Source organism: Nonlabens sp. (genome assembly GCF_051251825.1).
Lineage (GTDB): Bacteria > Bacteroidota > Bacteroidia > Flavobacteriales > Flavobacteriaceae > Nonlabens.
In genome coordinates, this window is the sequence record NZ_JBPOGG010000002.1 from 49,825 (window position 1) to 75,742 (window position 25,918).

The window sequence follows — 25,918 nt, forward strand, 5'->3', positions numbered from 1 at the left end:
ATATGAAGTCGTTTTTAATTTCAATCTTTACAGTACTAGCCATAACTTTTTATAGTGAGGCACAAACCTTGGATGAACTCGTTAATGATCCAGACTATATTAAGTCGGTAACATTCAACAAGGATCCAGAAAACATGCTACCCGTTTTTAAAATGGGTGAACCAGTCGCCATAGAATTTGACGATGTCATAGGTGATGAGGCAGACTATTATTATCAGTTCGAGCACTATGACTACGATTGGAAACCTAGTCGTTTATTTAAAAATGAATTTCTAGACGGTATTGATGACATGCGCATCTTTGATTATCGCAACTCATTTACTACTTTACAATCGTTTTCACATTACACTTTATCGATACCTAATCAATTTACTCGCGGTTTTAAGGTCAGTGGTAATTACATGATTCATATATATAATGACAACCGTGAATTGGTTTTTTCGCGTAAATTTCTAGTCATTGAAGAAAAGGCTCAAGTAGGCGTTGCCATAAGGAGAGCTAGAGACATCAAATTCATTAACACACAACAACGTGTACAATTCAATATAGATTCTCAAGAAATTCTGTTTTTGAATCCAGCTGAAAACCTAAAAACAGTCATCATACAAAATGCAGATTTATACTCTGCTATTTATGATGTGAAGCCACAATTTAATTTAGGAAATAAACAAGAGTATCGTTACGATAAAGAGACCTCTTTTTGGGCTGGGAATGAATATTTAAATTTTGAGAATAGAGACTTTAGATCGCCTAATCAAAACATAGATTACGTACGTAAAAGAGATTTATATGAAGCTCATCTTTTTGTAGATAAACCACGCTTTGGTGAAGAATACACCTTTTTCCCTGATATTAATGGAAATTTCCTAGTCACTACCTTAACAAATGAAGATAACGCCGTACAGGCAGAGTATGTAAATATTCATTTCTCTTTACTACCTACATTTAACTTACCACCAGACGCTAGTATATATGTTATGGGGAATTATAATGCATTTCAATTGCAACCAGAAAACAAACTCGTTTTCAATAAAAAACGTGGTATGTATGAAGCGACCATTCTTTTAAAGCAAGGATTTTACAATTACCGCTACACTGTGGTCTATAATAACGGTGAGCAAGATCCTGGATTCATATCTGGAAATTTATGGCAAACAGAGAATATCTATACCGTACTAGCATACTACAAAGAGCCAGGTGGTCGCTATGATAGACTCATTGGGATAGGTGCTGCAGGTAGTGCAAACATCTCAAACTAGACATAATTAGTTCATAGTAATAGACTAAGCACGTAAATACTCTAGAAACACTCAATAGTTATATATTTGAACCCAACTGACGAGTAACCGAGTAACTATGGGTAAATCATTAAGATCACAAACTAAATACAGAGGTAATACTTGCCTCAATTGTGAGGTGCCGCTAGATATACTCGACAAATACTGCCACCAATGTGGACAACTCAATACCGTCAAACGATTAGCTCTTAAGGATTTTTTTAATGAATTTTTCTCAAATGCTTTTTCCTATGACAGTCGTTTATGGAAAACCATTAAGAGTTTATTATTCAAGCCAGGTTATGTAAGCAAATCATATATAGAAGGTCAACGACAAAATTTTGCAAATCCTTTCCGTTTTTTCCTGAGTGTTTGTATCATATATTTTGTTTTAATTCAAATCGAGAATTTTGTAGAACCTTTTTTAAACACATCTACAGAGGACTTTACAAACCCAGACCTAGAAGACGAAGAAAACGCATCTTATGAAATGAAATTAGATGGTGACGGGCTAAGATTAGAGCGCATAAGTGAATCTGACTATGACCTTGAAGAGACAGAAAACGGTCTATCCTTTCAAAGAAAATCACCTCAAAACGCAGCTACGGACTCTATATCTCAAGAGGTTCTCATGGCAAAAAAACTGAGATCCCAGAAAGTAGACACTACTTACATGACACAAGCAGCACTAGACAGCCTTTCTGTAATTCCTAGAATATTTATTCAACTGGATCAATATAAAAGATTCTATAGTCAGAATAACACACATAAAGCTCAAGAAGCACTAGCAACATTAGGTCATGATGATTCTAAACTCAATAGAACCATCTATGAACGAGGAATACTTTACCATAATATAGAAGACAACCCAGGGAAACTTGTGGATATCATATTACCTAAACTGCCTATATTCTTTTTTCTATTCACACCATTCATCACTTTGTTCCTATGGCTACTTTACGTGCGTAGAAAGTTTACTTACATGGAGCATTTGATTTTTTCATTTAATGTGCTCACTTTTATATTTCTTTCTATGATTTTGATGTTATTCATTAAATGGATATCATTTGGATACATAGTTTTAACGGGAATATTTTTTGGTTTTATAGGTCCATTTTATTTGTACAAAGCCATGCGTAATTTCTATGGTCAGAAACGTTTCAAGACGATAATAAAGTTTTTATTAATTAGTTTTGTATATTCCATAGGTCTAATATTGGGCATGGCACTTTTATTAATAGTCGGTATCGCATTTTTTTAATTATGATCCAGCAAGTTACAAGAGGTATTAAAATCTCTGTTCAGACCAGTTTTGAAGGCACATTTTATAAAAATTATAAAATGCACTTTGCCTTTGGGTACATCATAACTATTGAAAACCAAAGTAAAAATTCTGTCCAACTCACTTCTCGACAATGGAAAATTAAGGACAGTTTAAGTAAAACTGAATATGTGGAAGGTGAAGGAGTCATTGGAAAAAAACCGGTTATTAAACCTGGAGAATCTCACACTTATCAGAGCGGCTGTTTACTTTCCTCTCCTTTTGGAAACATGAGTGGATCTTATTCTATGGTTGACTTTACCACAACTAAGAAATTTGACGTGATTATTCCGGCATTTAAACTGAGTGCTCCATTTGCACTTAATTAGATCTTTAATTACGCTTTCGCGAAAGCGTACATAAACCACCACTTCACTAGATTAAGAATTCTTTAGGGTAATCTACACCCATAAAGCAAGGTATTATTTGTAAATTCACGCGCAAATTATAAAACTAAACACACCATGGGAAAAGGATTTTTTAAAGTCCCAGTTGCTGTAAACGAGCCTATTAAAACTTATGCTCCAGGAACTGTAGAAAGAGATCAAGTGCTAGCTGCTTACAAAGAATTGTGGAATGCAAACACAGAAGTACCTTTATACATCAACGGTAAAGAAGTAAAAACTGGTGACACCGCACCTATAAGACCACCACACGATCACAAGAACGTAGTTGGAAAGTACCACAGAGGTGGAAAAAAAGAAGTTCAAGACGCTATCGCAACAGCCATAGAAGCTCGCAAAAAATGGTCTCAATTACCTTGGGAACATAGAGCAGGAATCTTTCTAAAGGCAGCAGAACTTGTTGCTGGACCATACAGAGCTCGTATTAACGCAGCTACTATGATCAATCAGTCTAAGACTATCTTTCAAGCTGAGATAGATGCGGCATGTGAACTCGTTGACTTTTTAAGATTCAATGTACAATACATGACAGAGATTTATGCAGAACAACCAGCATCAACATCTGACGCATGGAATAGATTAGAATACAGACCGCTAGAAGGATTTGTTTACTGTATCTCACCTTTTAACTTTACAGCAATTGCTGGTAATTTACCAGCTAGTGCAGCTTTAATGGGTAATGTATGTGTATGGAAACCTAGTGATCACCAAATGCTGAGTGCACAAGTTATCGTAGAAATCTTCAAAGAAGCTGGTGTTCCAGATGGAGTAATTAACATGGTAAATGCAGATCCAGTGATGATGACTAACGAGGTGATGACTCACCCAGATTTTGCTGGTGTTCACTTTACTGGTTCAACTTCTGTGTTCAAGAGCTTGTGGACTAAAGTAGGTGAGAATATAAACACTTATAAAACGTATCCAAAAATAGTAGGAGAAACTGGTGGTAAAGACTTTATAGTCGCGCACTCTAGTGCTATTCCTGCTCAAGTAGCTACTGCAATAGTGAGAGGAGCTTTTGAATTCCAAGGTCAGAAATGTAGTGCTGCTTCACGTGCATACATACCTAAAAGTATGTGGTCAGAAGTTGAGAAACTAATAAGAAGAGATGTAGATAGTTTCAAAATGGGTTCTCCTGAAGACATGAGTAATTTCATTACTGCTGTGATTCATGAAGGTTCTTTTGACAAATTAGCAAAGTACATCGATGGTGCAAAGAGTGATTCAAATGCTGAAGTCGTAATAGGTGGTAACTATGATAAATCTAAAGGATGGTTTATAGACCCAACCGTTATCGTAACTACAGATCCTAAATATGTAACTATGGAAACTGAATTATTCGGTCCTGTGATTACTATTTATGTGTATGAAGATGATAAGTATGCAGAGATGCTTCATCTAGTAGACACCACAAGTGAATATGCACTTACAGGAGCTATCCTAGGTCAAGATCGTTATGCGGTAGACCAAGCTACTAAAGCCCTAGAAAACTGTGCTGGAAACTTCTATATCAATGACAAGTGTACTGGAGCAGTGGTAGGACAGCAACCATTTGGTGGTGCTCGTGCTTCAGGTACTAACGATAAAGCAGGTTCTAAACTGAACTTACTACGATGGGTTTCTCCACGTATGATTAAAGAAACCTTTGTAACTCCTACAGATTATAGATATCCTTTCTTAGATGAATAGGTAATCATTCATTTACGTATAATGTAAAAGCCACATCAATTGATGTGGCTTTTTTACGTTTAAACTTAACCGTTATTTACATGTAACGATTCACAATTATACGCGTATGGATAATAAAGGGATTGTAAATATTAGATTCTTTAAATAGGAACTTACAATCTGCTTTAAATTGATTATTCAGTGCACCTAAGAACCTTGTTAACTAAACAGCACGCATATAGGATAGGTTAAATTTTAAGCAAAAAAAAGCGCTCATAAGAGCGCTTTTATAATTTATATTAGATAACTACTAGTCAAAATCTTTGTTAGATCCTACTGAAGCTTTCTGTACGTTTACTACTTCACCAGAAGCATTAACAACAAAAGCAACAATATCCCAATCAGAAGAATTAACTCCTGAAGAAGTTGCAGATAAATCTACACTATAAACACCACCACCTACTTGCTCAGCAGCTGGAATAGCATCTCCAAAGATATCTGTAAAAGCAGCTTTTAAGATGTCGTTGTGAACGAAGTTAGGAAGTGAACTACCACCACCAAAGTTTGAAGTATAGTTAGTTTGTGAAGCAACAACTCCATTTTGTAACAATACTGCAACTAACTTTAAGTTAGATTGCTCAATATCAAATCCAACTTTTACAGTTGCATTAACTGTAGAACCAGAAACAGAAGAATTGATTGCAAGACCTACTGGCTTAACTGCATTCAATAATTGTAATGGTTGTTGAATATTCATAGCATCACCACTTACAGATGACCAACGGTCAGCTCTGTTAAGAATTCCTGTAGGGAAACCGTTAACACCAAATTGAGATCTCATTTGTCCTTCTAATGGGAAAGCCATAGAGTCACCATTGTGAACTGCTACTGCTATTACATCATCACCATTTGAAGAATTATGTACATCGATGATCCCTTGAGAGATACGTGGACACCATCCACACCATGCTCCTGTGTAATCCTCGATAAGTGCTTTAGTTGTAAAAGATGGAGCGATTACCTCAACAGCTAAAGTGTTTGAAGTTTCTGTACCAACTGTTGCAACTGCATTTTTCACACCTACACCACTTAATAGAGCAGAACTACCTGCGATAGGAGTACCGTCCACAGTAATAACTGCTGTTGATGTTACCACAGCACCTGATGCATCACGTACTGTAAAATTCACTAAAGTATTTGTGTAAACTTGACTTTTATCAGATTCGATAGTAAGTCCAGTTGTTCCACCGCCACCGCTACCACCACCGGTACCGTCGTCTGTAGAGTTAGATGAACAAGAAGCAACTCCTATAGCTAGGAATAACATCATAATTTTTAAAAAGTTTGCTGTTTTCATTTGTTTAATTGTTTTTAACATTAATTTATGGAAAGTCAAATATAATGCTTTCATTATATTATCCTAATGATAATAGTTAATTCTGATGTTAAATTTGTAGTATTTCTTAGAAATTATAGTTTGGCATGATAATTACTATTATTCTTTATATCATTGTAAACCATAACTACACTTAATTATTATGAAAAAATTATTATTTATTGCCCTAGTATTTAGTTTCGCTTTTGCAAAAGCGCAAACATCATTACCTGAAATCTCTTTAAAAGACCTTAACGGTAAAGAAGTATCCCTAGCATCAATTAGTGAAGACAAAACAGTAGTCGTTTCTCTATGGGCGACATGGTGTGTTCCTTGTATGAGAGAACTAGACACTATAGCTGAGGTTTATGAGGACATGCAGGAAGAAATTAATTTTGAATTGATCGCTATTTCTGTTGATGATTCTCGTTCTACTCGTAGAGTAAAGCCAGCAGTAATGGGTAAAGGATGGGAATACACAGTTTTACTTGATCCTAATAATGATGTAAGAAGACATTTAGGAAACCCTAACGTACCACTTACTCTTATTATAAAGAATGGTGAAATCGTTTATCGTCACTCTAGTTTTACTCCAGGTGCTGAAGATGAATTATTTGATAAATTCAAAGAACTTTCAGGAGAATAAGCCCATTCAACAGCCATAACAATCAACTAACTTACAATGAAAAAACTCATACTAGCTCTAGTAGCTCTAACTACTACGCAACTCACTTTTGCTCAAGATGACAATGGAACCTTTTCTGGAGGATTTGAATCAAACACGCAATGGTATCAAAATGATGAAGGTTTAGGAACATTTGCTCCTCAAGATCAATTAAGATCTAACAACTACTTCTCATTACGTTATTCCTATGATAAATTCACTGCTGGTATCCAGTATGAATTATTTGCACCTAATCCTTTACTAGGATATTTTGAAGGATTTCAAGGTAACGGTGTCGGAACATATTATTTAAATTTTAAGCATAAAGGATTAGATATTACTGGTGGACATTTCTATGACCAGTTTGGTAGTGGATTAATTTACCGTTCTTGGGAAGATAGACAATTAGGTATCGACAACTCTATTAGAGGTGTACGTGTGAATTATGAATTCACAGATTATCTAGTTGCAACAGCTTTTACAGGAAACCAGCGTGTAGGTTTTGAAGTATCTGAAGGAACCGTAACTGGTCTAAATACAGAATTAGATTTATCAAACGCTCTAGATTTAGAAACTGGAGTTCAAATAGGAGCGAGTTATGTAAACCGTTACCAAGCTTCAACAAGTCCAGATTTAAATTTCCCTGCAACAGTAGGTGCATATAGTGCTCGAGCAGATTTGACTTTTAGTCAATTTTTTATAGGAGCAGAATATGTTTATAAGGAACAAGATGCATTTGTACTTGATGGATTTGTGCAAAACAATAACTATCAAGATGGTAGAGCTCTTTTAATTAATTCGGGTTATGCTACAAAAGGACTAGGAATTAATGCCACCTTTAGAGCAGTTGAAAATATGGGATTCTATTCTGATAGAGAAGCGACTGCCAATGCCTTTTTAACGAATACAATCAACTACGTTCCTGGATATACCAAACAACAAGATTATGCGGTAACAAATATTTATGTTTATGCTCCACAACCATTTGTTTCTCCTGGTGAAGGAAAAGCTGGAGAAATAGGAGCTCAAATTGATCTTTATTACACTGCTAAAAAAGGAACCACGTTAGGTGGTAAATACGGAACTAAGTTTGAACTTAATTATGCAAACTGGAGTGGTTTAGACGCTACATTTGATGTTCCTAATAACACTTATCAAGCATCACTTCTTTCTCGAGGAGAAAAATACTTTGAAGAAGGTAGTATCGCTATTAAGAAACGTTTTAGTAAAAGATTCTCAACAATATTTACAGCAGTGCACACTCAATACAACACCACTATTATAGAAGGAAGTGGAGATTTCCTGAAAGGGAATTCATTTGTTTTTGACGGACTTTATAAACTAGATAATGGACGTAGTGTGAGACTAGATTTACAACATCTTAGTGCTGACGCTGATCGTGGTAACTGGGCAGCTGCTACTGCAGAATATGCTTTCAGCCCATACCTTTCTATGTATGTAACTGATTTGTACAACTACGACGAGACTGATATTCATTATTATTCTATAGGTGGTAGCTATACAAAAGGAAGAACTCGTGTTGCAATGAACTATGGTCGCCAGCGTGGTGGATTAGTTTGTGTAGGTGGTGTATGTAGATTTGTACCAGAAAACACAGGACTTACCCTAAACATATCGACTAACTTCTAAACTCTTAGAAAAGTCAATTATAAAAAAAGACCTCAGCGATGAGGTCTTTTTTTATGGTTTAAAGTGGTAAGTGGACTACTTTCTTAGTCTCAAAGAATTCCTCTTCAAAATAGTCTGGAAGCTCGTAGATATCTGCATGAGGAAATGGTTTTAACTCCTCAGTTAAATCGCCTCCTTTAAGATATAAGATTCCGTTTTCTATCTCGTGATAACTATCTTTTCTTATCTTATTACGTGTCCAACTTACAAATTCTGGCATATTAGTCACGGCACGGCTTACTATAAAGTCAAACTTTCCTTTTACTTTCTCAGCTCTACCGTGTTGTGTAGTTACATTTTTTAACTGTAATGCTTCCACTACTGCATCTACAACCTTAATCTTTTTACCTATTGCGTCTATAAGGTGGAAATTAGTTTTAGGAAACATGATTGCCAGTGGAATTCCAGGAAATCCTCCACCAGTCCCTACGTCCATAACTCTGGTTCCACCTGGTGTGTTGGGTAAGCTTTCGCGAAAGCGTACCACACAAGCAATACCCATAGAATGAAGAACATGTCTTATATAAAGTTGATCGATATCTTTTCTCGAGATCACGTTGATCTGCGCATTCCATTCTGCGTATAAATCACCTAGCTGAGCAAATTGCTCCATTTGATGATCTGTGAGGTGTGGAAAGTATGTTTTTATAATTTGATGCACTGTCAATATTTTGTGCAAAAATAACGCATTAATAATCTTGCGAAATGAAAGCCATGAATTAATGAAATGATATTTTTGTAAAACTAATACTTGTCCTATGAATGATCAATTATCAAACCGTATCAATAATTTACCTGTAAGCGCGACACTAGCTATGGCCGCCAAAGCCCGCGAACTGCGTGAACAAGGAAAAGACATCATAGGGTTGAGTCTAGGAGAACCAGATTTCAACACTCCAGACTTTGTAAAAGATGCTGCTATTCAAGCGATTAATGATAACTACAATAGTTACACACCTGTGGATGGCTATGTAGAATTGAAGGACGCAGTAATTCTTAAATTTAAAAGAGATAACAATCTTGAATATACAAGAGACCAAATAGTAGTTTCTACTGGAGCAAAACAATCCATCGCAAATGTTGCAATGGTTCTACTTAATAAAGGTGATGAGTGCATTTTACCAGCACCTTACTGGGTTAGTTATGCTGCCATAGTTCAACTTGCCCAAGGAATTCCCGTAGAAGTACGTGCTGGTGTTGAGCAAAATTTTAAAATTACTCCTGAGCAATTGCGTGCTGCCATCACACCACGTACTAAAATGATTCTTTTTTCTTCTCCTAATAATCCTAGTGGAAGTGTTTACAGCCAGAAAGAACTGGAAGGACTTGCTGCAGTATTAAAGGATCATCCTCAAATCATAGTGGTGAGTGATGAGATTTACGAGCATATTAATTATGGAAGTGGTCACGCAAGCATGGCAAGTGTAGATGGAATGTATGACCGCACGGTTACGATCAATGGTGTAAGTAAGGCGTTTGCAATGACAGGCTGGCGTGTAGGATATATAGGTGGACCAGCATGGATTGCTCGTGCTTGTAATAAAATGCAAGGTCAAATCACTAGCGGTACTAACTGTATTGCTCAACGTGCAGTAATCACTGCCCTAGAAGCTCCAGTTTCTAAGATTCAATATATGGTAGATGCTTTTCACAAGCGTCGTGATTTAATTCTAGATTTATTATCAAAGATTCCAGGTTTTATAACTGATGTTCCTGAAGGTGCATTTTATGTGTTCCCAGATGTTTCTTCGTTTTTTGGTAAGACTATAAAAGGTCACAAGATTGAAAACGCAACAGATTTCTCTTTACTCTTGCTAGAAGAAGCACTTGTTGCAACGGTTACTGGTGATGCTTTTGGAGCACCTAATTGTATTAGAATTTCTTATGCTGCAAGTGAAGAACAAATCACTGAGGCGATTAAGAGGATTGAGAAGGTTTTGAGCTAGATGAAACTTTTAAAGGAAAAAATAAGAAGTCAGAGCATTCTTTTTAAGGTGCTTTTATTTACGATTTTGACATTACTTACTCTTTTAATAACTTTTTCATTGAATAGTTTATACTCTAGAGATTCATTAGAATTATCCAAAGGTATTAGGGTATTATGGATACCTCTCACAATATTGATTTCGATTTATTATAGCTTGATTTTTGGTAAAGGAAAAAAGACAATTGATAATTAAGAAATAACTTAATTAAAAGGTTACCTATTCCTCCAAAAGAATGGAGTCAATAAAATCAATACCGTAAATAACTCCAGTCTTCCTATCAACATTAAGAAAGCACACCACCATTTACCTAGTGCTGGTAATCCTGCAAAATTATCTACTGGTGATAAAGACCCAAAAGCTGGACCTACATTTCCTAGCGAGCTCAACGCTCCACCGATAGCCGTTTCAAAATCTAGACCTAGCGCTGCAAGAACTGTCGCACCTATGATAAAGGATAACATATAAAGAATAAAGAATCCTAGAATATTGAAAACAATACCACTTTGAAGTGCTTTACCGCTATAACGTACTGGCAAGATAGCATTGGGATGCAGCGTGCGCTTGAATTCCATAATACCATTACGTATTAATATAATATGTCGCATCACCTTCACTCCACCAGATGTTGATCCAGCACTACCACCTAAAAAGAACAGTCCAAAAAACATAATCGTTAAAAATGGAGTCCACAGCGTATAATCTGCACTTACAAATCCGGTAGTTGTGATGATAGCTAGTACTTGAAAAGTAGCATGTCGCATACCGCTTTCAAATTCTCCCCATACCATAGGGTGATCGATGGTAGATAGACTTACGTCTGCCTGGAAGTAGATTAATATACCTGCGATAAGACTGAATCCTAGTACAAAACTAGAGTACCATTTAAACTCAGTATCTTTTATAATTTTACTGAATCTACCTTTAAAGGCAAAATAACTCAAGACAAAGTTAGTTCCTGCAATGAACATAAAAATGATAATGATCCATTGAATCATAGGAGCATCATTCCAGTATGCAACACTTGCATTTTTAGTTGAGAAACCACCTGTGGACAAGGTGCTCAATGCATGATTTACAGCATCAAACCAGCCCATTCCTGCAATACGCAATAAAACAGCCTCTATTGCTGTGAAACCTACGTAAATCAACCATAATCTTTTTGCAGTATCTGTAATACGTGGATGGAGTTTATCTGCACTTGGACCTGGCGCCTCAGCAGCAAAGAGTTGCATTCCACCTATTCCTAATAATGGCAAGATAGCAACGGCAAGAACGATAATTCCCATTCCGCCTATCCAGTGTGTAAGACTACGCCAAAAGAGAATTCCCTTAGGCATCGCCTCAATGTCATTCATAATACTAGCTCCGGTAGTTGTAAAACCACTCATGGTTTCAAAAAAAGCATCAGTATAATTACTTATGGATCCTGTAAAAATATAAGGCATGGTTCCAGCAAACGCCATGATCAACCATCCTAATGTAACGATGAGATAACCTTCCTTTTTATTAAGAACCTTAACGTGATTACGAGTTAAGTACATGGTCATCGCGCCAGACAGCAATGCTACACCACTTGCAGCAAGTATCGCATATCCTTCTTGCTCCCCATAAATCGCACTTACTAGAGCACAAATCAACATAAAACCACCGTTGAATAACAACAATAGTCCCATGATGTGAATTATAATCTTATAATTAAGTTTAGTCATCTATAAAAAGAGCTTTTCTACTTTATTAATAGATCGTGGTAAAGAACACACCACTACTCTATCTCCAGCCTGCACACGGAAACTTCCCAGAACTATATTTCCTATTCCATCTCTAATAACTCCACCTATAATAGCACTGCGAGGAATATCTACGTCCTTTATTAATTTATTACAAATAGGACTTCCAGATTTCACGATAAATTCGAGAAGTTCTGCATTCATGTTATTGAGTTTAGTCATAGCGACTACATCTCCTTTTCTTATAAACCTGAAAATATTATTTGCTGCTAGTAACTTCTTATTTATTAAAGTATCTATTCCTATACTATGAGAAAGCTGGAAGTAATCCATATTCTCCACCAGCGAAATAGTTTTATTCACACTCTTGGAGCGCGCCATCAAGCAAGAAATAATGTTAGTTTCACTATTTCCTGTTACAGCTATAAAAGCATCCATTTCATGAATACTTTCTTCCTGTAATAATTCTACATTGCGACCATCACCATTAATAACGAGTGTTTCAGATAATTCATCAGCAAGGTCAAATGCTTTCTCGGCATCTTGCTCAATTAATTTCACATTCACACCGTTTGCAGACAGATGTTTAGCCGTCTGTTTACCTATGTTGCTACCACCTAGAATCATCACATTCTTCATGATGTGCTTTACTTTACCAGTAAGCTTATAAAGTTCTTCTACTCCATCACTTGTAGTAATAAAATATACTTGATCGCCTTCTTTAAACTGAGTATCACCACGAGGAATTAAAGTATATTGAGTACCAAAACGCTGTATCGCGATAGGCATAAAGTGAATCTCGGGAAAAATTTTACCTGCTTCTTGAACTGTTTTCCCGACAAATTGTGCGGTACGTTGCAAACTCACACCTACCATAGTAAGTGCTCCGTTTTCAAACTCGTAACTATCGTTAAAAGCACTCTGATTGAGCAATAATTCAATTTCTTTACTCGCTAGTGACTCAGGTGAGATCAATTCATCGATACCGAACTGGGCAAAGCCTATTTCATCTTGATAATCGAGAAATTCTGTATTTGTAATACGAGCAATGGTACGTTTTGCTCCTAGTTGTTTAGCAAGTACACAAACCGTAATATTAGTAGTCTCACTACTCGTTACAGAGATAACTAGATCTGCATCGTTAATATTTGCATCTTGTAAAATCTTAATAGATGTCGCATCACCTCTTAATGCTCTTATGTCCAGATGCGTATCTGCATAATGCAGGTTTTCTTTTACTGGGTCTATTAAAGTAATATCCTGCGACTCATAAGAGAGTAGTTTTGCAAGATGAAATCCTACTTCACCAGCTCCTGCGATAATGATCTTCATAAAATCTAATCTATGATTCAAAGATACTAGAAAGCTATATAATTCAATAACATAAGGTGCTTTTTAGCATTGTGTTGTTAATATTTTGCTTTCGCGAAAGCGTAATAACTCAAACCTCACTGCTCTACCTTATCTTTGCAGTAAATGACGAGAAAAGTGGCTCAAGAGGTAAAACCTTATAAAGAGGAAAACAGCAGTAAAAAGGAACAGGTAACCAAAATGTTTGACACGATAAGTGGCGAGTATGATGGTTTAAATCGTATGATATCGCTAGGACTGGATCAAAAATGGCGTGCAAACGTGGTTGAAATGATCGCTGCTACAAATCCAGATATCATTATGGATATCGCTACTGGAACTGGTGATCTCGTCATACAAATGGCTCAAAAAACTAACGCTTCAAAACTTATAGGGCTGGACATTTCTAGTGGTATGCTTGAAGTAGGAAAGGTTAAAGTTAAAAAAGAGCAACTCGATGATCGTATAGATATGGTGCTAGGAGATTCTGAGAACTTACCTTTTGAAGAGAACTCGATTGATGCAGTAACGGTTTCTTATGGTGTTCGCAATTTTGAAGATCTTGAAAAAGGCCTGTCTGAAATAAGAAGAGTTTTAAAACCTCAAGGAATTCTAGTGATTCTTGAAACCAGTGTTCCTACTAAGTTCCCGTTTAAGCAAGGTTATTATGTGTTTTCTAAACTAGTGGTTCCTACTATAGGGAAACTGTTTTCGAAAGATAAAACGGCCTATGGCTATTTACAGGAAAGCGCTTCTTCTTTTCCTTATGGAGAACGTTTCAACAATATTTTAAAGAAAGTTGGGTTTAATAATGTGGAACACACATTACAATTCCACGGCGCATCAACAATTTATAAAGCAGTTAAATAATTATATGAGGTCACTTCTTATCCTTATAAGTCTAGTTTTGGGTTTTCAAATCGCTAGCGCACAATCTGTCAAGGAAAAAATATCAAACGACGCCACTGGTGGGCAAGGTCAAATTGATGAAAAAAGATATACTTGGGGTTATTATCTAGGTCTTAATTCTTATGATTATAAGTTTGACTATAATGAAGTTACTGATGATATTTTTGTAGAGACTTCCATGGGTTTTAATGTAGGTCTTGTAGGTGATGTTAAGATTAATAATTACATCAACTTAAGGCTGGAGCCAGGAATAAGCTTTGTCACACGTACCTTAAATTTTGAAGATCCATCTTTTACTACTCCTGCAGATTTTGAAAGAGAAGTTACATCTACTTATATTAATGTACCGCTTTTAGTAAAATTTTCTACTAAGCGATTGAACAACTGGAAACCATTTGTAGTAGGTGGCGCATCGTGGTCGCGCAACTTATCGAGTAATGAGGATAATCCTAATGATAATAGCGCTGGACAGTTCCGCCAGGTGACTAATGTTTTTAATTATGAACTCGGTTTTGGGATTGACTTTTACCTGTATTATTTTAAATTCACTCCATCTATAAGAGGTGTGTTTGCGATAAATGATGAACTAGTAAGAGACGCAGATCCTAGTAGTCCTTATACAGGAAATGTTTCTAGCATGTTAACTAGAGGTATCTTCTTAAACTTTACCTTCCAGTAGAGCGTTTCCATTCTCCCAAAATTACTGCTGTAGCCATTGCGACATTTAAACTTTCAGTGGCTGGTGGAGCACCGTATTGCGGGATACTTATTTTAGTTCCATGAGCCATTATTTGTTCTGAGATTCCAGCACTTTCATTTCCCATGACTATAATACCGCTCGCTGGTAATTGCATTTCATAAATAGAAGTACCATCCATCGCCGTAGGGAATATATCGAGTTGAGAAGCTGTTAAGTACTCATCTAACTCCATGTAATCAACTTGAACTCTTCCTAGTGATGCCATAGAGGCTTGTACACACTTAGGATTAAAAACATCTACTGTTTCCTGAGAACATATAATCTGTGAAATGTCAAACCAGTCGCACAGTCTTATAATAGTTCCTAGATTCCCAGGATCTTTTACATCATCAAGTGCTACGATTAAACCTTCAGTGCTTACTTCTCTTTTTTGCGGCATTTCAAATACTGCAAGGTATCCTGGAGGCGTTTTCAAGGTAGAAATGTTTTCCATATCTTTTTTGGAAATCATGTCTGTAGGTAAATCTTGAAGTGCGTGATGACCTTCAGTCACAAGAATTTGTTGACATTTTAAAGTAGTTTGGGATAGTTCTTGAATAGACTTGTATCCTTCTACTAGAAATAGCTGGTGATCATCACGATTCTTTTTACGTGAAAGACTTTTGATGAGCTTTAATCTGCTTCTTGTAACCATTTATAATTGTATTTTTGAGAACTACTTATGAAGAAAAAGAGTCTACTTGCAAAAATAGGTTTATTTATAACGCTTATCCTTTTATTAGCTTCTTGTAATGCGATAAAACGTGTTCCTGAAGGGAAAAAACTATTGGTTGATAATACTATTTTAATAGATAGTGTGAAACCTAAGGATCCTAGAGTTAAAAATCTTCTCGTTCAACAGCCTAACAGTCGTTTATTTACTATTCCTCTAGGACTTCATTTTTATAACTTGGCTAGACCACATAGAGATTCTATTTATCTCAAATGGATGCAAGAAAATCCTGAAAAACTAGAACGACGCAATAACCTACTATCTGAAAAACAAACCATACAATTAGGACAAAGTTTAGTTGATTTCAACAACTGGATCAAACGTACTGGTGAAGCACCAGCAATTATAGAAACAGATGATATCGCAAAGTCTGAGGAACGTCTTAAAGCATGGTACTGGAATCAAGGCTGGTTCAATGCTGAGGTAACACATGAAATAGTAGATAGTGATAAAAAACAAAGAGCCGAAGTAATCTATAAGGTAAACAAACACAAACCTTATGTAGTGGACAGCATAACCTCTCGAATCACATCACCACTAGTAGATTCTTTATATAAGGCAAATTTAAAAGGTAGGCTTGTTAAATCTGGCAAGCAATACTTCACGCCAGATTTTAATGCTGAACGTGATCGCTTGATGACACTTTTCCGTAATAATGGAGTGTTTCATATGGAAAAGGAATTTATAAAATTTGAAGGTGATACCGTTAACACAAATCATAAGGCAAACGTAGCGCTACTTATAGGTGATCGTGAAATTAAAGTTGCAGACTCTATCATTAAAACTCCTTTCTTAATTCATAAAATTAGTAAAGTAAACATCTATCCAGATTATCAAGAAAGCCTTTCCACTAGCGTGGCAGATACTACAAGATATAAAGATGTAAACATTATAAGATATGGCGAGCGCAAGTTTAGAAACTTTGTGCTAGTAGATGCTGTTTTCTTTCATGAAGGTGATGTTTATAGAGACATAGACCGTGATCGTACTTTTAATAGAATTACAGAATTAAAAAGTTTTTACACACCTAGCATTCGTTTTGAACCAGATCCTGCAGATTCTACTGGAGTCAATCTTATTGCAAACATATTACTCACTTCAAAGAAAAAGTTTTTCCTTAAAAACAGTGCCGAAACTACACATAGTAACATTCAAGCATTGGGAATAGGTTTGAATTCATCGCTTGTAATCAGAAATTTATTTCAAGGAAGTGAATTGCTAGACATCAACTTTAGAGGAAGTATAGGCGCCAGTGCTGATGGTGCCAGTGGTGATTCAAGATTTTTTGATCTACAAGAATATGGAGCAGACGCGAGACTAGTATTCCCGAGAATGTTCTTCCCTATCAAAACTACTAAGCTCATTCCTAAATACATGTCACCTAGCACTAATCTATCTTTAGGATTTTTAAGTCAGACTAATATAGGACTCGATAAAACCAGTTTCAATAGTGTTTTAAGTTATCGATGGAAACCTAAACCTACTACCAGCAGCAGATTTGATTTAATAAATGCTCAATACGTGCGCAATTTAGATCCCGATGACTTTTTTAATGTATATAATAGTACCTATAAAAGTTTAGATAGAGTTGCAAGTAATTTGAATATTACGGATCCTATATATGTTAACGATAATAACAACTTAAGTATTCCAGAAGGAACTGCCCTTTTCACTGCCGATGTGTTGAACGGTACTATACCAGTTACTACTGAGCAAAGAGAAACCGTCCGTAATATTGAAGAACGTAGGGATCGACTGACTCAAAACAACTTAATAGTTGCCAGTAGTTACAGCTGGACTAGAAATACGCAAAAAGGAATCTATGATGATGACTACTCATTATTTAGCGCTCGTCTAGAGTCTGCTGGAAATGTACTTGCAGGAATCACCTCATTAATAGGAGATACTGAGAACGAATCAGGAAACCGAAATGCATTTGGCGTTGAATACACTCAGTACATTAAAACAGAAATCAATTATGTGAAACACTGGAAACTCTTCAGTAATAATGTTTTTGCTATAAGAGCTTTTGGTGGGATTGCGATACCATATGGTAATTCAGATAACATACCATTTACGAGATCCTTTTTTGGTGGTGGACCTAATGATAACAGAGCTTGGCAAGCCTATGAATTAGGACCAGGAAGTACTGGAGGAATTAATGATTTTAATGAAGCAAACATGAAACTCGCTTTTAACGGCGAGTATAGATTTACTCTAGCTGGCAGTTTTAAAGGAGCCTTTTTTGTAGATGCAGGAAATATATGGAACGTTCTAGATAACGAAGAAAATCCAGACGCTCAATTTAAAGGCATCGCAGACTTATCAACAATATCAGTAGGCTCTGGATTTGGGATTCGTTATGATTTTGGATTCTTTGTACTGCGTTTAGATACTGGTTTTAAGACATTTAATCCTGCGCTGGAAGATGGTCGCAGATGGTTTAAAGAAATAAAAATTCCCAAAGCCGTATTTAACGTAGGTATTAATTATCCATTCTAGGATCGAGTTTATCGAGCCTATATTTTCCTTACTTTTGTAACCCAATCTAATAAAAACAACATGAGTCATAATATAAAACCAGGTGTTGCTACCGGTAACCAAGTTCAAGAAATATTTAATCATGCAAAAGCTAACGGCTATGCATTACCAGCGGTAAACGTGGTAGGTTCAAACACAGTTAATGCTGTGATGGAAACTGCTGCAGAGCTCAATTCACCAGTAATCATTCAGTATTCTAACGGTGGATCTGTTTTTAATGCTGGAAAAGGATTAAATAATGATGGACAGCGCGCTGCCATTCTAGGTGGAATAGCTGGAGCTGAGCATGTTCACAGACTTGCCGAAGCTTATGGCGCAAGTGTTATACTTCATACAGACCACTGTGCTAAGAAATTATTACCTTGGATAGATGGTTTGCTAGATGCTAGTGAAGCACGCTTTCGCGAAAGCGGGAAATCACTATACTCTTCACACATGATAGACCTTAGTGAAGAACCACTTGAGGAGAATATTGAAATTTGTAAAAGATACTTAGAGCGCATGTCTAAAATGGATATGACTCTAGAAATCGAGCTAGGAATTACTGGTGGTGAGGAAGATGGTGTGGATAACAGCGATGTAGATGAATCTAAACTTTACACGCAACCAGAAGAAGTAGCTTATGCTTATGAAGAATTAAAAAAGGTAAGCGATCGTTTTACTATTGCAGCAGCCTTTGGAAACGTGCATGGTGTTTACAAGCCAGGAAACGTAAAACTGACTCCTAAAATCTTGAAAAACTCTCAAGAATTTATCACTAATAAATACGGAGTTGAGCACAACCACATCGATTTTGTATTCCATGGTGGATCTGGTTCTACTGTAGAAGAAATAAGAGAAGCAATAGGTTATGGTGTTATTAAAATGAACATCGATACAGACCTGCAATGGGCATTTGCAAACGGTATTAAAACCTACATGGATGATAATAATGACTTTTTATTATCTCAAATAGGAAACCCTACTGGTGCAGACTCTCCAAATAAGAAATATTACGATCCTCGCAAATGGTTGCGCGTAGGTGAAGAAACTTTCAAAGCTCGCTTGAAAGCGGCATTTGAAGACTTAAACAATATCAACACATTATAGAATAATCGTTTCTTTCCCCAACCCTAAAGGGTGGAAACTTTATATTTTTGAAATCTAAAGTTATCGAGAACAGAATAAAACTCTTAACTCATAACTCTTAACTCATAACTCATAACTAGAATATGGCTTGGTTTAAAAGAGATAAAAAAGGAATTACTACGCCTACTGAGGCAAAAAAAGATACTCCTAAAGGACTGTGGTACAAGTCACCTACTGGTAAAATTGTAGATGCTGAGCAGTTGAAAAATAATTTCTACGTGAGTCCAGAAGATGGATATCATGTACGTGTAGGAAGTAATGAGTATTTTGAAATCCTTTTTGACGATAATAAATTCAAGGAACTCGATGCAAATATGAGTTCTAAGGATCCATTAAAATTTGAGGATTCAAAAAAATATGTAGATCGTCTTGTTGAGGCAAAGAAAAAATCTGGATTAACTGATGCTGTGAGAACTGCGGTAGGTAAATCAAATGGTAATGACCTAGTTGTTGCCTGTATGGATTTTGCTTTTATAGGTGGTTCTATGGGTAGTGTGGTAGGAGAAAAAATCGCTCGTGCTGCAGACCATTCTTTAAAACACAACATTCCTTTAATGATCATCTCTAAGTCTGGTGGTGCTCGTATGATGGAAGCAGCGTTATCCTTAATGCAACTCGCAAAAACAAGTGCAAAACTAGCCCAACTAGCAGATGCTGGAATACCTTACGTATCACTATGTACAGATCCTACCACTGGTGGAACTACTGCATCATTTGCGATGTTAGGTGACATTAACATAGGAGAACCTGGTGCATTAATCGCATTTGCAGGACCACGTGTAGTAAGGGACACCACTGGAAAAGAACTTCCAGAAGGCTTTCAAACGGCAGAGTTCTTACTTGAAAAAGGATTCCTAGACTTTATCGTTCCACGTCATGAATTAAAGGAGAAAGTAAATCTTTACTTAAACCTTATTTTAAACAGAGAAGTACCTATAGTATAAATGCTAGAAAATAATTACGGGCAGCACCAGTCGCCACCTCGATCTGAAAACTGGATGGAACCTATACCAGAAATGGGTTTTATGGAAGCTGTTAAGGTGAGTTTTGAAAAATATGCAGACTTTGAAGGTAGAGCACGACGTACTGAGTTCTGGTATTTCAGGCTTTTTCAAATTATTGTTGTTTTAGGACTCGCATTTTTATGTGTACCGCTAGCGGTAATTGAAGAGAGATTGATAGTATTACCCATTATTCTTATAATCATTTTTGCTATTGGGACTATTTTACCATCGTTAGCATCTTCAGTCAGGAGATTGCATGATACTGGAAACTCTGGCTGGCTTATCTTACTAGATATCTTTTGTACTAACGGATTAGTAATGATTGTGATGGGTTGTATAGAAGGAAAAATAGGACCTAATCAATACGGTCCAGATCCTAAAAGACCCAATACTGATTTTCATAATAGGAATCGTTTTTATTAGAAAAAAGATTTTTAAGTTTTTTTCATCAAGAGTTTAAAGAAAAGCAAAACCGTACTTAAACCTTATTTTGAATCGTGAAGTTCTTAAAGTATAATATGATTTTATAAAACAAAACTGCTCTTAAAATTGACATTTTAAGAGCAGTCGTTTTCATAAATTTTATTGTTTTTAAAAGCTTTTTTCTATTTAGCCTTTGTTTGGATTACTATTTCATAGCCGCATCCTACAATTAAGAGAATACCTGAAACTATTCCCATCCACACACCCAAACCAATATCTTCATAATATTTAATCAAATAATAAATATTTCCAATAAGCAAGAATACTGCAATTAATAAAATAGTTTTTAAAAAATTTATATTTCTCATAATTTTAAATTTTAATTATATCCACGACCACTAAGACAAGGATCACAAGCAGCCCACCAACCGATAGCAGCTGTAACATAACCGGCAAAAAGTAAAATCGCACCAATAACTGTTACCGTTGCAGCGATCATAGCAGCAGTGGCAATAACCAAACCAGCAGTTGCAGTTGCACATAAGAACCATTCATAACTAGTACAACCATCCTCCGATTCTAGAATCTAACAAAACAATATACTGATAAAACGATCTTTATGCAAGGCTTTAAGAACTCGTTAGTAGGTGTTTAATACTTGTTTAACTTAATTTAGAATAGGTGTTTAGCTTTATTATGTCGATAGCTTCTTATAATTAAATAAGTCAGAAATGATTTTAAAAGGTTTGAAATAGAATCGCAATCAATTTATTAAAATAACTCAAGTTAAAACAGTTGAATTAATTAAAATTGTATCTTTGCAGCCGCATTGAGAACGAGTCTTAGTGTGAAGTCAGAAAACCTGACGTACATAATATTCATTATTAAATAATTTTGGCATGTATTTAGCACCAGAAAAAAAAGCAGAGATTTTCGCAAAGTACGGAAAAGACGCAAACGACACCGGTAACACAGACGCGCAAATCGCACTGTTCACATACCGTATCAACTATTTAACAGGACACCTTAAAAACAACCGTCACGACTTTAACACTGAGCGTAGCCTAGTGAAGCTCGTAGGTAAAAGACGTTCACTTCTTGATTATAAAATGAAGAAAGATATCGTTGCTTATCGTGAGTTGATTAAGGACTTAGGAATTAGAAAGTAATAAAATGGGGACTTCGTGTCCCCTATTTTATTTTATATAAATACAGGTATTCCTGTTTACGCTTTCGCGAAAGCGTAATAAAAATATCCATCGCAACACAGCGCAATCATTGCGCTGCAAATCAAAGCTGGTTTCTCATAAAGTAGCTTGAAAGGAAATAAATCGCACTTCGAGAGCCTCAGTGCTCAAGATGCGCGAGGTCTGAGGCTCTCGAAGACCGATTTCCAATTAAGCATAACGCCTTCTCTACCACACACAACTTGAGATTAACGTTTAACTATATTTATGAAACCACAAGTTTTTAAACAAGTGATTAAAATGGCCAATGGGCCAGATATCACTATCGAAACTGGAGCGCTTGCAAAACAAGCACATGGATCTGTTGTGATCACATGTGGAAAAGCAATGCTTCTAGGAACCGTAGTGTCCGGCTACAAATCAACCGGTCTAGATTTTCTTCCACTTACTGTAGATTACCGTGAGAAATTTGCCGCTGCCGGTAAATATCCAGGTGGATTCTTCAAGCGTGAAGCACGTCCTAATGATGGAGAAGTACTTACTATGCGTCTAGTAGACCGTGTATTGCGTCCATTATTCCCTAAAGATTACCATGCAGAGGTTCAGGTAATGATCCAATTAATGTCTCATGACCCAGAAGTTATGCCAGACGCTATGGCTGGTCTTGCTGCAAGTGCTGCTATTCAATTATCAGACATACCATTTGAATGTCCTATCTCTGAAGTACGTGTAGCACGTGTGAACGGTGAGTTTGTAGTAAACCCAAGTTATACTCAGTTAGCAGAAGCTGACCTTGAGATGATGATAGGTGCAAGTGCTGACTCTGTAATGATGGTTGAAGGTGAAATGAGCGAAGTTTCTGAAGAAGAAATGATCGCTGCGATTAAAACCGCTCACGAAGCTATTAAAGAACAATGTGCTGCTCAAGTTGCCCTTGCAGAGCAAGTAGGTAAAAAAGAAGTACGTGAATATGATGGTGAAGATGAAGATGCTGACATCGAAGCTACTGTTGCTGCATTTACTTATGATAAAGTATATGAAGTAGCTAAAAAAGGAAGTGGAAAGCATGAGCGTTCTGCTGCTTTTGGCGAAATTAAAGATGCCTTAATAGCGACCTTTGATGAAGAAACAGCTGCTGAAAAAGGAAAACTAATCAGCAAGTATTTCAACAAATCACATAAAAAAGCAGTACGTGATGTACTACTTAATGAAGGAATACGTCTAGATGGTCGTAAGACTACAGACATACGTGATATATGGTGTGAAGTAGATTACCTTCCATCTACTCACGGTAGTGCTGTATTTACTCGTGGAGAAACTCAAGCACTGGCAACAGTAACTTTAGGAACTTCTAGAGATGCAAACATAATAGACATGGCTTCTCAAGAAGGAGAAGAGCGTTTCTATTTACATTACAACTTCCCACCTTTCTGTACTGGAGAAGCTCGTCCACTACGTGGAACTTCTCGTCGTGAAATAGGACATGGAAATCTTGCACAACGTGCGCTTAAAAGAATGCTTCCAGAAGATCTTCCTTATACGGTAAGAATCGTATCTGAAGTACTTGAATCTAACGGTTCTTCTTCTATGGCAACAGTTTGTGCTGGTACGATGGCTATGATGGATGCAGGTTTACCTATGAAGAAACCAGTATCTGGTATCGCAATGGGATTAATTACTGATGGTAGTAACTACGCAGTTCTTTCTGATATTTTAGGTGATGAAGATCACTTAGGAGATATGGACTTTAAAGTAACTGGTACTGAAGATGGTATCACTGCATGTCAAATGGATATTAAAGTAAAAGGTCTTTCTTATGAAATCCTTACAAATGCTTTAATGCAGGCTAGAGATGGTCGTTTACACATATTAGGAAAACTTACTGACACTATCGCTGCACCAGCTGCAGACGTGAAGCCTCATGCTCCTAAGATGGAATCTCTTGAGATTGAAGGTAAATTCATTGGTGCTGTAATAGGACCTGGTGGAAAAGTAATTCAAGAAATGCAAAAAGAAACAGAGACTGTAATCAACATCAAAGAAGATGGTGATATGGGAATCATCGAAATTGCAGGTACAGATCGTGCTAAGATTGAAGCTGCTCTTGAGAAAATCAGAAACATCATTTTTGAACCTACTGTAGGTGAAGTTTATGAGGTAAAGGTTGTGAAGATGCTTGACTTTGGTGCAGTTGTGGAATTACGTCCAGGTAAAGAAACGCTACTTCACGTAAGTGAGTTTGATTACAAGCGTATAGAAGATCCATCTACCGTTCTTAAAGTAGGAGATGTACTTGATGTGAAATACATGGGTGTAGATCCACGTACTAAGAAGCAAAAAGTATCTCGTAAAGAATGTTTACCTAAACCTGAAGGTTGGGTAGAACGTCCACCACGCCAGCGTGATGACCGCCGTTCAAATGATCGTAGAGCGCCACGTCGTGATGATCGTAAGAGAGATGACCGTTCACGTCGTGATAATGATTCTTCTTCTGAAACTAAATCTGAAGAATAATCTTAAACTGTCACTCTGAATTTATTTCAGAGTCTGATAGTTTTATTCTCATTGATTTTTTATAAATCTAAAATGCCTCTTGAAATTTCAAGAGGCATTTTTGTAGTAATATTATTCTGGCAACTTATTTTTTATACAGCTCTCAAAAAATATATTTGCGATAATACTCAATATTAACATACTTAAAAAAATTATAAATCCAGTAAGAGAAAAATAATATTTCCAGTCCGCTGGAGTACCGTTTAAATGCGTTTTGGCATTGAAAATTGTTCCAGTAATAATTGATGCAATTAAGTATAATATAGCTCCGGTTTTAACGAAATCGATATGTCTTTTCATATAAATTATTTTTTTGATTTACTCGTTTATTAATTTTAAAAAAAGATATCACATAACTCTATTTAGAATAATGTTCAAGTTGCATTGCTAATAAAATAAACTAGGTTTTTAATTATTGAAAATATCTGATTTAGATTTAAATGAATCATACAAATAATATATCAGTAACAAACCCCAAATAATAGCCAATACCTGAAATGCGATTAATTCCCAGTTTTTAGAGTCTGTTAAATTCGATATTAAAAGGTAACATATTGGAATTGAAACTCCAATTAAGATTAACATTTTGACTACGCTTTTTCTACTTTCTGACTTATCTGTTACATTCTTACTATTATAAATCATCAAAGCAACAGTAACTAGCGTGAATAGTCCAAATACAACCGATAGATAAAGAGGAAGTTCCATCTGATTAAGAGCATCTTGCAACCTCAGTAACTAACAACGCATAAGATGAAGCTGTTGCTATGCCACCAACAACAGCACCTACTCCAGTAGGAGCAGTAACTACTGTAGCTGTTGCAAGAATTGCAGTGTCTAAAAATGAAGCTAAAATTCTAGTCCCGCAACTATGTTCTCCTCCTGCTATAGCTAAAATAGATCTAAACAACCATTTTTGTTGATTTTCTGAAGTATTTAATACTTCATCGTATAAAGCTTGCTCAAGTAATTCTCTTCCATTTTCTTCTTCAAGTAAGTGCTTATGAGTATAAATTGTTTCCAAGAACAGTACGGTCTGAGATTGCTCAATGCCAAAATATTCTTCAAAAACAAATCCAAACTCTTCAAAAGAAATCTCTTCAGAACTACTAAATAAAGTATTATTTGCTAGCGCCTCATTAAAAGCTTCGGCATTTTCTAGAACCATTTCGGTATCAACATACATGTTATTTCCTGATTTTGCTAATTCCTGAGCAAACTCTTTAAATTAAATATTT

The 25,918-nt window shown here is 36.1% G+C and carries 24 protein-coding genes; 15 read left to right on the plus strand and 9 right to left on the minus strand.

The window, feature by feature from the left end; translation table 11 throughout:
- Positions 1-2: 2 nt before the first annotated feature.
- The 4 genes from ACSHWW_RS02735 (at position 3) to pruA (ending at position 4,691) form a co-directional block, all read left to right on the plus strand.
- Complete coding sequence (locus tag ACSHWW_RS02735; protein WP_435680882.1) at positions 3-1,259, plus strand: DUF5103 domain-containing protein; 1,257 nt, start codon at positions 3-5, stop codon at positions 1,257-1,259.
- 97 nt (positions 1,260-1,356) lie between these two features.
- Complete coding sequence (locus ACSHWW_RS02740) at positions 1,357-2,538, plus strand: DUF3667 domain-containing protein (RefSeq protein WP_435680883.1); 1,182 nt, start codon at positions 1,357-1,359, stop codon at positions 2,536-2,538.
- Positions 2,539-2,540: 2 nt separating this feature from the next.
- A complete protein-coding gene (gene apaG, locus ACSHWW_RS02745) occupies positions 2,541-2,927 on the plus strand; it encodes a Co2+/Mg2+ efflux protein ApaG (protein WP_435680884.1) in 387 nt (128 codons plus the stop codon).
- A 135-nt stretch (positions 2,928-3,062) separates the two neighbouring features.
- Complete coding sequence (gene pruA, locus ACSHWW_RS02750) at positions 3,063-4,691, plus strand: L-glutamate gamma-semialdehyde dehydrogenase (RefSeq protein WP_435680885.1); 1,629 nt, start codon at positions 3,063-3,065, stop codon at positions 4,689-4,691.
- Between the two features lie 289 nt (positions 4,692-4,980).
- Here the strand turns inward: pruA and ACSHWW_RS02755 are convergent, their stop codons facing one another.
- Positions 4,981-6,027, minus strand: a complete 1,047-nt coding sequence (locus tag ACSHWW_RS02755; protein ID WP_435680886.1) for an Omp28-related outer membrane protein — start codon at positions 6,025-6,027, stop codon at positions 4,981-4,983.
- Positions 6,028-6,208: 181 nt separating this feature from the next.
- Here ACSHWW_RS02755 and ACSHWW_RS02760 point away from each other — a divergent pair, with 181 nt between their 5' ends.
- Positions 6,209-6,691, plus strand: a complete 483-nt coding sequence (locus tag ACSHWW_RS02760) for a TlpA family protein disulfide reductase (RefSeq protein ID WP_435680887.1) — start codon at positions 6,209-6,211, stop codon at positions 6,689-6,691.
- 36 nt (positions 6,692-6,727) lie between these two features.
- Complete coding sequence (locus ACSHWW_RS02765) at positions 6,728-8,359, plus strand: DUF6029 family protein (RefSeq protein WP_435680888.1); 1,632 nt, start codon at positions 6,728-6,730, stop codon at positions 8,357-8,359.
- A 58-nt stretch (positions 8,360-8,417) separates the two neighbouring features.
- On the opposite strand, the gene rsmG is transcribed toward ACSHWW_RS02765, so the two are convergent.
- Entirely contained in the window at positions 8,418-9,059 is a 642-nt protein-coding gene (gene rsmG, locus ACSHWW_RS02770; RefSeq protein ID WP_435680889.1) for a 16S rRNA (guanine(527)-N(7))-methyltransferase RsmG, read from the minus strand.
- A gap of 97 nt (positions 9,060-9,156) precedes the next feature.
- On the opposite strand from rsmG, the gene ACSHWW_RS02775 reads away from it, so the two are divergent.
- Positions 9,157-10,344, plus strand: a complete 1,188-nt coding sequence (locus ACSHWW_RS02775; RefSeq protein WP_435680890.1) for a pyridoxal phosphate-dependent aminotransferase — start codon at positions 9,157-9,159, stop codon at positions 10,342-10,344.
- A gap of 254 nt (positions 10,345-10,598) precedes the next feature.
- Here the strand turns inward: ACSHWW_RS02775 and ACSHWW_RS02780 are convergent, their stop codons facing one another.
- Both ACSHWW_RS02780 and trkA read right to left on the minus strand, forming a co-directional pair.
- Positions 10,599-12,095: a TrkH family potassium uptake protein gene (locus ACSHWW_RS02780; protein ID WP_435680891.1), complete on the minus strand. Its 1,497-nt coding sequence runs from the start codon at positions 12,093-12,095 to the stop codon at positions 10,599-10,601.
- On the minus strand, positions 12,096-13,466 hold the full coding sequence (trkA, locus tag ACSHWW_RS02785; RefSeq protein WP_435680892.1) for a Trk system potassium transporter TrkA: 1,371 nt from the start codon (positions 13,464-13,466) through the stop codon (positions 12,096-12,098).
- Positions 13,467-13,601: 135 nt separating this feature from the next.
- On the opposite strand from trkA, the gene ubiE reads away from it, so the two are divergent.
- Both ubiE and ACSHWW_RS02795 read left to right on the plus strand, forming a co-directional pair.
- Complete coding sequence (gene ubiE, locus ACSHWW_RS02790) at positions 13,602-14,333, plus strand: bifunctional demethylmenaquinone methyltransferase/2-methoxy-6-polyprenyl-1,4-benzoquinol methylase UbiE (RefSeq protein ID WP_435681317.1); 732 nt, start codon at positions 13,602-13,604, stop codon at positions 14,331-14,333.
- A gap of 4 nt (positions 14,334-14,337) precedes the next feature.
- Positions 14,338-15,051: a porin family protein gene (locus ACSHWW_RS02795; protein ID WP_435680893.1), complete on the plus strand. Its 714-nt coding sequence runs from the start codon at positions 14,338-14,340 to the stop codon at positions 15,049-15,051.
- Here ACSHWW_RS02795 and ACSHWW_RS02800 read toward each other — a convergent pair.
- A complete protein-coding gene (locus ACSHWW_RS02800; protein WP_435680894.1) occupies positions 15,038-15,766 on the minus strand; it encodes a TrmH family RNA methyltransferase in 729 nt (242 codons plus the stop codon). The two genes, ACSHWW_RS02795 and ACSHWW_RS02800, sit on opposite strands and share 14 nt — an antisense overlap.
- A gap of 27 nt (positions 15,767-15,793) precedes the next feature.
- Between ACSHWW_RS02800 and ACSHWW_RS02805 the strand changes: the two genes are divergently transcribed.
- The 4 genes from ACSHWW_RS02805 (at position 15,794) to ACSHWW_RS02820 (ending at position 20,940) form a co-directional block, all read left to right on the plus strand.
- On the plus strand, positions 15,794-18,346 hold the full coding sequence (locus ACSHWW_RS02805) for a BamA/TamA family outer membrane protein (protein WP_435680895.1): 2,553 nt from the start codon (positions 15,794-15,796) through the stop codon (positions 18,344-18,346).
- Between the two features lie 60 nt (positions 18,347-18,406).
- Positions 18,407-19,474, plus strand: a complete 1,068-nt coding sequence (gene fbaA, locus ACSHWW_RS02810; RefSeq protein WP_435680896.1) for a class II fructose-bisphosphate aldolase — start codon at positions 18,407-18,409, stop codon at positions 19,472-19,474.
- Positions 19,475-19,596: 122 nt separating this feature from the next.
- Positions 19,597-20,457 carry an acetyl-CoA carboxylase, carboxyltransferase subunit beta gene (accD, locus tag ACSHWW_RS02815; protein WP_435680897.1) on the plus strand — a complete coding sequence of 287 codons (861 nt, stop codon included), beginning with the start codon at positions 19,597-19,599 and terminating at the stop codon, positions 20,455-20,457.
- Positions 20,458-20,940 carry a DUF805 domain-containing protein gene (locus ACSHWW_RS02820; protein ID WP_435680898.1) on the plus strand — a complete coding sequence of 161 codons (483 nt, stop codon included), beginning with the start codon at positions 20,458-20,460 and terminating at the stop codon, positions 20,938-20,940.
- Between the two features lie 182 nt (positions 20,941-21,122).
- Here ACSHWW_RS02820 and ACSHWW_RS02825 read toward each other — a convergent pair whose 3' ends face one another.
- Both ACSHWW_RS02825 and ACSHWW_RS02830 read right to left on the minus strand, forming a co-directional pair.
- On the minus strand, positions 21,123-21,308 hold the full coding sequence (locus ACSHWW_RS02825; RefSeq protein ID WP_435680899.1) for a hypothetical protein: 186 nt from the start codon (positions 21,306-21,308) through the stop codon (positions 21,123-21,125).
- A gap of 11 nt (positions 21,309-21,319) precedes the next feature.
- Positions 21,320-21,460 carry a hypothetical protein gene (locus ACSHWW_RS02830; protein WP_435680900.1) on the minus strand — a complete coding sequence of 47 codons (141 nt, stop codon included), beginning with the start codon at positions 21,458-21,460 and terminating at the stop codon, positions 21,320-21,322.
- A gap of 379 nt (positions 21,461-21,839) precedes the next feature.
- Here ACSHWW_RS02830 and rpsO point away from each other — a divergent pair, with 379 nt between their 5' ends.
- Entirely contained in the window at positions 21,840-22,109 is a 270-nt protein-coding gene (gene rpsO, locus ACSHWW_RS02835) for a 30S ribosomal protein S15 (RefSeq protein WP_435680901.1), read from the plus strand.
- A gap of 285 nt (positions 22,110-22,394) precedes the next feature.
- The gene (locus tag ACSHWW_RS02840) at positions 22,395-24,641 is read left to right on the plus strand and encodes a polyribonucleotide nucleotidyltransferase (RefSeq protein WP_435680902.1); all 2,247 of its coding nucleotides are present in this window, start codon (positions 22,395-22,397) and stop codon (positions 24,639-24,641) included.
- Between the two features lie 111 nt (positions 24,642-24,752).
- Here ACSHWW_RS02840 and ACSHWW_RS02845 read toward each other — a convergent pair whose 3' ends face one another.
- Together ACSHWW_RS02845 and ACSHWW_RS02850 are read right to left on the minus strand one after the other, a co-directional pair.
- Entirely contained in the window at positions 24,753-24,980 is a 228-nt protein-coding gene (locus tag ACSHWW_RS02845) for a hypothetical protein (RefSeq protein ID WP_435680903.1), read from the minus strand.
- Positions 24,981-25,392: 412 nt separating this feature from the next.
- Complete coding sequence (locus ACSHWW_RS02850; protein ID WP_435680904.1) at positions 25,393-25,866, minus strand: hypothetical protein; 474 nt, start codon at positions 25,864-25,866, stop codon at positions 25,393-25,395.
- Positions 25,867-25,918: the final 52 nt, after the last annotated feature.